The 7,395-nt window shown below is 75.5% G+C and carries 3 protein-coding genes and 1 pseudogene; 2 read left to right on the forward strand and 2 right to left on the reverse strand.

The features are described from left to right. Nucleotides 1–9: 9 nt before the first annotated feature. Both ACFV0O_RS16610 and ACFV0O_RS16615 read right to left on the reverse strand, forming a co-directional pair. Nucleotides 10–2,367, reverse strand: a complete 2,358-nt coding sequence (locus ACFV0O_RS16610) for a sigma-70 family RNA polymerase sigma factor (protein ID WP_380341870.1) — start codon at nucleotides 2,365–2,367, stop codon at nucleotides 10–12. A gap of 336 nt (nucleotides 2,368–2,703) precedes the next feature. Then, complete coding sequence (locus tag ACFV0O_RS16615) at nucleotides 2,704–3,594, reverse strand: TetR/AcrR family transcriptional regulator (RefSeq protein WP_380341873.1); 891 nt, start codon at nucleotides 3,592–3,594, stop codon at nucleotides 2,704–2,706. A gap of 539 nt (nucleotides 3,595–4,133) precedes the next feature. On the opposite strand from ACFV0O_RS16615, the gene ACFV0O_RS16620 reads away from it, so the two are divergent. Together ACFV0O_RS16620 and ACFV0O_RS16625 are read left to right on the forward strand one after the other, a co-directional pair. Continuing rightward, complete coding sequence (locus ACFV0O_RS16620; protein ID WP_380341888.1) at nucleotides 4,134–5,519, forward strand: NAD(P)/FAD-dependent oxidoreductase; 1,386 nt, start codon at nucleotides 4,134–4,136, stop codon at nucleotides 5,517–5,519. 170 nt (nucleotides 5,520–5,689) lie between these two features. Further along, nucleotides 5,690–7,012: pseudogene (locus ACFV0O_RS16625) on the forward strand (PP2C family protein-serine/threonine phosphatase); the annotation flags it as partial. Nucleotides 7,013–7,395 lie beyond the last annotated feature (383 nt).

A 7,395-nucleotide genomic window follows, 5' to 3' on the forward strand; every position in this document is an offset into this window, starting at 1 on the left:
GGGCCCGCCTCAGGAGCACCTGAAGCGGGCCTCGGCCCAGTCCGCGAGGTTCAGCGCCGACCAGACCCCGTGCGCCGGGGTGACCACCAGCCGGATCGAGTTCTGCCCGGCCAGCGGCACGTGCACCGGCACCGCCCCGTCACCGGCGGCGAGCGTCCCGGACCGCCACAGGGTGCGGCCGTCGCCGCCCTGGACGGAGAAGACCACCCCGCCCGGGGAGAGCGTCGCGTCGTCCACCCCGGCCACCGCGTCGAAGGACGTGCAGCTGCGGTTGAGGTCGATCAGGGTCGTCGCCGGGGCGTGCACGGTGAGGGCGTGCCGGTGGTAGTCGCCGCTGATCCAGCCGCCGACGCGCTGCCAGAAGCCGTCGCTGCCCTTCTGCCGGATGCTCGGTCCGGACGGCGGCACCCGGTTCCCGCCGGGCTTGACCACGGGCAGCACGTCCGCCCAGAAGTCGGTGGGCGCGGGGGGTGAGGGCGGGGTGGCGGTCGGCGTCGGCACCGGCGGCAGGGTGGGCGTCGGGACGACGGGCACCTCGGGCGTGGGAACCGGCGGCAGGGTCGGCAGGGGCACGACCGGGGGAGTCGGGGTCTGCCCGGGGGCCGGGGGGCTGCTGGGTGCCGGGGTGGCGGGCTTCGAGGCCCGGGGGGCGGGCGGGGCCTGCGTGGGCTTGGCGGTCGGCTTCGCACTGGGGCTCGGCGCGGGCTGTTCCGGGGCCGGCGCGGGCTGTTCCGGCGCCGGACCCGGAGTGCCGGGCGCGGGCGGCGGGGGCGACGCGGGGACGGGTGCCGGAGGTGCCGGCCGTACCGGGGACGGGACGGCCGGGGCGCCGGCGGCCGGGGGAGCGGCGGCCGGGGTCTGCGGCTCGGACGAGCCGGTCAGCGCGTACGCGGCGACGGCGGCCGCGGCCACCGCGACGGCGGCGGCGATCCCGGCCTTGGCGGCGGCGCCCAGGCCTTCGCCGGCCACGGCGGCGCCGCCACCGGCGCCGGAGGCCGTACCGGCACCGGCCGTACCGGCGCCCGCACCGGCCCCGGACCCCGCCGTACCCGCGGCGGCTGCGGTACCGGCCGCAGTGGAGCCGGCCGCCGCGCCGGAGGACCCGGCGGTCGCCGCCGCGGTCCCGGCCGCCGCACCGCCGACCGCGGCGACACCGCCGACCGCGGCCGCGGCGGCACCGAAGCCGCCGAGGCCGATCCAGACGAGCACGCCGCCGGGCAGCAGCGCACGAAGGCCGGTGTTGATCTCGGTCAGTTCCAGGCAGGCCGCCGTGCAGCGGTCGCACTCCTTGAGGTGCCGCCCGACCTCCGCCGAGGCCCGCTTGCGCAGCGAGCCGCGGGCGTACGCCCCGAGCCGGTTGGCGTAGGCCTCGCACGCCCGGTCCTGGCTGCCGGAGACGTGCGCCTGGAGGAACGCGGCGGCGAGCCGGTCGCGGGCCCGGTGGGCCTGGACGGCGGTGGCGTTGGCGGTCTTGCCGAGCATCACGGCGACGGTCTTGGGGGATTCCCGCTCGACCTCGGTGTGCCAGAGCACCACCCGGTCGTCCTCGGGCAGTTCGGCGTAGGCCTGCATGACCATCCGCTGGTCGGCCATCGCCATCGCCCAGGCGTCGGCGCCCGGGTCGGCCAGGTCGAGGTCGACGACGGCGGCCGAGGTCTGCGCGAAGACGGCGAAGTCGTCGACGAGTTGCTCGCGCCGCTCGCTGCGGTGCCAGGCGGCCGCGACGTTGCGCACGGCGGTCAGCAGGTACGCGCGGACGGCGAACTCCGGTCCCTTGCCCGACCGCAGCGCCTGCAGGGTCCGGGCGAAGACCTCGCCCGCGAGGTCCTCGGCGGTGAAGTTGTCCCGGCAGCAGGTGCGGGCGTAGCGGCGGACGGACTCGGCGTGCCGGCGGTAGATCTCTTCGTACGCGGTGTCGTCGCCGGCCCGCACCCGGGCGGTCAACTCGGCGTCCGAGGGAGGGCGCTCGCCGTCCACGGGGTCGGCGGGGGCGGGCACGGTCGGGCGCGCGGGCCGCCGGCCGCCGCCGAACGGCTCGCCGACGAACGCCTCGGGGGCGACGCCGCCCCGGCCCGCGGGGGCCTGGCCGGGCACCCGGCCGGAGGGCAGCGCGGCGGCGGAGGCGGAGAGCGATTCGCGGCTGGGCATCCCGGCCTGGTCGGGGACGTGTCCGGCGGCCGAACCCGGTGTGCCGCCCGGCACTTGGGCCGGACCGCCGCCGCCGCGTCCGCCGCCGACGCTGTGCCCGCCGACGCCACCCGGACCGCCGACCCCGCCGGGGCCCGCGGCGGACCCTTCGGCGGTACTACCGGGGAGGCCTCCGAAGTCGAGCCCGTACCCGTAGTCGTTCTGTTCCTCGGCGCTCACAACGGACCCCAGATTCCACGACAGCCCCCGTAGTGTGGCAGGGCGCGCGGGAGTGCGTAGGCGCAAGGTTCCCCGTCGTACGGCGCCGACGGCGCGCGAAGGGCGCGCATTCGGACATTGGCTCCAACCACGGGCAAAGGATGGCATAGCGCAGGGACCGGCGGTAGCCGGACCGGCCGTTCCCCACTCTTCCGTGGGCCGTCGCGGGTGTGTTCGCCCAGCGTGCGGCGCCGGGTCGTGCGACGCCCGCACCCGGCGCGCGCTCCTGTCCCGCGCGCCGGTGATCCTCCAACTCCCGCACCCGCCGGGCGCGGCGAGCGCACCCGGCACCGGGCGTCAGCGCGCCCGCAGACCGTCCAGCAGTATCTGCAGCAGCCGGTCCGAGGGGCCGGCGAGCGCCTGACCGTCCGTCTGCGGAGAGACCGGCGAGAACCCGACCGGCGCCGGGGTCGAGACCGACGGCCGGGCCGCGTGCACGGGCACCGAGGCGGTCAGCACCAGCACCACGTCCGACACCGTGACGCCCGGCCGCAGTTCGCCCGCCGCACCGGCCCGCGCCACCAGCGCGGCCAGCAGCTGGAGCAGCAGCCGGGGATCGGCGTCGGCGGCCGACGGCTCGGCCGTCCCGCCGGAGCGGGCCTCCTCGCCGCGCAGGTCGAAGCGGACCGCCGCGGGCGCTTCCGGGGCCCGCTGCCCGGGCACCCGGCCCAGCTCCTCCGCGTACCGGAACGCCTCCGGCGGCAGCAGCCGTCCGGCGCCGCTGCTCACGGCCCGGGCCAGGTAGCCGGCCAGCGCGTCCCAGGCGCCGTCGCCGCCGTACAGCGACTCGCGGGCCTGCGCGGTCAGCCACGCCACCTCCTCGGCCGCGATCCGCTGGACCAGCACCTCCTTGCTCGGGAACCGCCGGTAGACCGTGCCGACCCCGACGCCGGCCCGACGCGCGACCTCCTCCATCGGCGCGCCGTAGCCGAACTCGCCGAACACCTCGCGGGCCGCCCGCAGCACGCTCTCCAGGTTCCGCCGGGCGTCCACCCGCAGCCGGGCCCCGGGCACCGGCACGGTGGCCTGTGCGGGCTCGCTCCGGTACGGGACGGCGGCCTGGACCACGCCGACCTGCACCGTCCCGGTCTGCGCCGGGAGGTCCACCGGGCCGCGCTGCTCGGGCACCACGCCCGGCCCGGCCTGCGGTGCGCCCGTCCGCCCCAACACCTGCTCCTGATCCATCATCCCAACTCTCCCCCGCAGGCGTCCGAATCCGGACCCTGTCGTCGCCCGCCCCCGCACCCCCCGGTGCAGCTCAGCCCGTCAGAAATGACCCGATGACCCATCGCTCGTGCCGCCCGTCCCGTTCCGGTGACCACGGTTCGTGCCGCCGTGCCGGGTCCACGTCCGGCTCGGCGCGTCGGCACCGTCCGGGGCCCTGTCCGGGAACTAACCTTCCCCGGATGACTGTGCCCCAGTCGGGTTCTCACGCCAACGCTGGAACTGGCCGTAGTGGCCGCTCCACGGTGCGTCGCCGCCGATTGTCATGGCGGCGGCCGCCCCGGTACACAATCCGACCATAGTTCACGGCTCTTCGCGGCCGAAAGTGCGTCAGAAAGTCGCCCAGGAAGCACAACTGGCCACGGCGGCCACTCGCGTCGCAACCCGCCCCGTACGGACTGTGGACAAGACCACCCCTGCCGGTCCTTCATAGGGGGGCGTGATGGGGGGACACCCCCGGCCGCGGGGCCGGGACGAGACGTCACATCGGCAGGAGGTGCACCATCAGGATCCTGATCGCCGGCGGAGGCTGCGCCGGTACGGCCACCGCACTCCACCTCCAGCGCGGCCTGCGGGAGCGGCTGCGGCGCGGCGAGGTGGAGATCACCGTCGTCGAGCCCCAGGCCTACTTCACCTACCACCCGCTGCTGGCCGAGGTCGCGGCCGGCTCGATCGACCCGAGACACGTGGTCGTCCCGCTGCGGAGGGTCCTGCCGGACTGCCGGGTGATCACCGCCCGGATCACCCGGATCGAACACGCCGCCCGCCGCGCCCTGGCCGACGCCGCGGGCCCCGGCGAACCCCCCGCGCCGATCGAACTGCCCTACGACGTCCTGGTGGTGGCCCCCGGCTCGGTCTCCCGGACGGCGCCGGTGCCGGGCCTCGCCGAGCACGGCCTCGGCTTCTCCACCGTCGGCGAGGCGGTGGGCCTGCGCAACCACGTCCTGGAACAGCTCGACCTCGCCTCCGCCACCCGCGACCCCGCGCTGCGCCAGGCCGCGCTCACCTTCGTCTTCGTCGGCGCCGGCTACGCGGGCGTCGGCGCGCTCGCGGAGCTGGAGGACATGGTCCGCGCCGCCGTGCGCGGCTACCACAACGTCCGTGCGGAGGACCTGCGCTGGGTCCTGGTCGAGGCGACCGACCGGATCCTCGCCGAGGAGGCACCCGAGCTCGCCGAGCACACCCTCGGCGAACTGCGCGAACGCGGCGTGGACATCCGCCTGCGCACCACCCTGGAGTCCGCGGTCGACCGGGTCGTCGCGCTCTCCGACGGCAGCCGCTTCGGCGCCCGCACCCTGGTCTGGACGGCGGGCGTCCGGCCGTCCCCGCTGCTGCGCGACACCGACCTGCCGCTGGACACCCTCGGCCGGGTCCGCTGCCTCGCCACCCTGCAGGCGGTCGGACCGGACGGTCGCGCCCTGCCCGGCGTCTGGGCGGCCGGCGACTGCGCGGCCGTGCCGGATCCCCGTGCGGACGGCGCCCCCTGCGCGCCCAACGCCCAGCACGCCTTCGCCGAGGCCGAGCTGCTCGCCCGCAACATCGCGGTGGCCCTGGACGGCGGTCCGCACGCGCCGGGACTGGCCGCGTACGAGCCCGGCCCCGCCGCCTGCTCGACCTCGCTCGGTCCGGGCCGGGCCGTCGCGCACACCCGGCGGGGCGGCAAGCTCACCGGCCGGCGGGCCTGGTGGCTGCACCGGGCGCGGCACCTGCGGCGGCTGCCGAGTGCCGAGCGCCGGGTGCGGGTGCTGGTGGACTGGGTGCTGGGCGGAGTGTTCTCCCGGGAGGCGGTCTCGCTGGGCGCGATGGAGAACCCGCGTTCGGCCTTCGAAGGCGGGTTCGGCCCGACGTTAGGCCGGCCGTCCGACACCGGACCGGATGCGCCCCGCTGACGGTCCCCGCCGGCCCGGGCCGGATGTCGATCGGACGGCCACGCCGGGCGCGCGACTTCCGGAATCGGGCCTCCGCCTGACAGGATCAGCCCGACCTGGTCATTACCCCGTGTGCCGCCGCGTACACAAAAAGTGATGATATGCCTGGAAAACGAGGAAGCGGCCGTCGTTTGAACCTCATGCGCTGGAGCGCGCGGCTCACCGGAGTCCCCTGGCGTGCCACCCCGTCCGCCGGGGCCGGCACCGACGAGGGCGTGCCCTGCGCCGACGGCGTCGTGGTGCCCAGCCCCCGTGACCCGACCAGCCCCACCACCACCACCACCACCGCCGAACTCCTCGACCCGCACAAACCCCAGAACCTGCGCGAGGTCCTCAACCGCATCCCCGCCCCGGTCGCCGTCACCTACGGCCCGCTCCACCAGCTCGGCTACGCCAACCGCGCCTACCGCGAACTCTTCGGCGAACGCCCCACCGGCCTGCCCGCGGGCGAGGCCCTCCCGGAACTCGGCACCATGGGCGTCCTGCCCCTCATGGACCAGGTCATCCGCGGCGGCCGCCCGCGCAGCGTCAAGGCCCGCTGCATCCTCGGCCTCACCGGCAACCGCTACTACAACGTCTCCTGCGTCCCGCTCGGCCCCGGCGAGACCGGCGACGCCCCCGTCGAGGGCCCGCCCACCGGCGTCCTGATCTTCGCCGCCGAGGTCACCGACCAGGTCCTCGCCGCCGCCCGGCTCCGCGAAGCCGAACGCCGCCAGCGCGAGGCCGCCGTCACCCTCCAGCGCAGCCTGCTCCCGCAGAAGCTCGACCAGCCCGCGGACCTGCGGGTCGCCGCCACCTACCAGCCCGGCGGCGCCGAGGCCGCCGTCGGCGGCGACTGGTACGACGTCATCGCCATCGACGGCGGACGGACGGCACTCGTCATCGGCGACGTGATGGGCCGCGGCCTGCGGGCCGCCGCCGTCATGGGCCAGCTGCGCACCGCCGTCCGCGCCTACGCCAGGCTCGACCTGCCCCCGCACGAAGTGATGCGCCTGCTCGACGGCCTCGCCATGGAGATCGACGCCAACCAGATCGCCACCTGCACCTACGCCGTCTGGGACCCGCGGCGCCGCACCCTCTCCTACGCCTCGGCCGGCCACCTCCCGATGCTGCTGCGCTGCCCCGACGGCACCATCCTGCGCAGCGAGGAACAGAACGGCCCCCCGCTCGGCACCGGCGACGGCCTGCACGTGTCCCACACCCTCCGCCTGCTCCCCGGCACCACCGGCGTCCTCTATACGGACGGCCTCGTCGAACGCCGCGACGAGGACATCGACCAGGGCCTGGACCTCCTCGCCCGGACCCTGACCGGTGCGATCGGCGCCCCGGACGTGATCTGCGCGCGGCTGCTGAGGGCCATGGGGGTGACCTCGGAACACGACGACGACGTCGCGGTCCTGGCCTTCCACCTGCCGGCGGATGCGGTAGCCGAAAATCCACTTGCGGCGCTTGACTCGGTCACCCCAGAGGTCTAGTGTTCTTCGAGCTGCCTGGCAGGGAGCACCGGACACGCACCAGCGCGGACGGTCCCGAGGCAGCCAATCCTCTGAAACACCACTTCCCAGGTTCGGGCTGGGTTGCGTTCGCATTTCTGCGTCGCGGCTCGGTTCCTGTTTGGCGTGCTCGTTTTATCGGATTGCGGCGGATTCGCTTTTCGGAGTACGGATCGGCTAGAGTTTGAAACGTCGGACAGGGCGTCAAGCCCCGGAAGACACCGGCGAGTTGGATGAACGAAGCCCCGGAAACGGAGCGGAAAACATCTGATAAGCTGGAAACACGAAAGAACGAAGCCCGGAGGGCCTGCTGGAAGGCAGTCCGAAGGAAGCGTCCGTTCCTT

It is taken from the genome of Kitasatospora sp. NPDC059577 (genome assembly GCF_042735475.1).
GTDB lineage: Bacteria > Actinomycetota > Actinomycetes > Streptomycetales > Streptomycetaceae > Kitasatospora.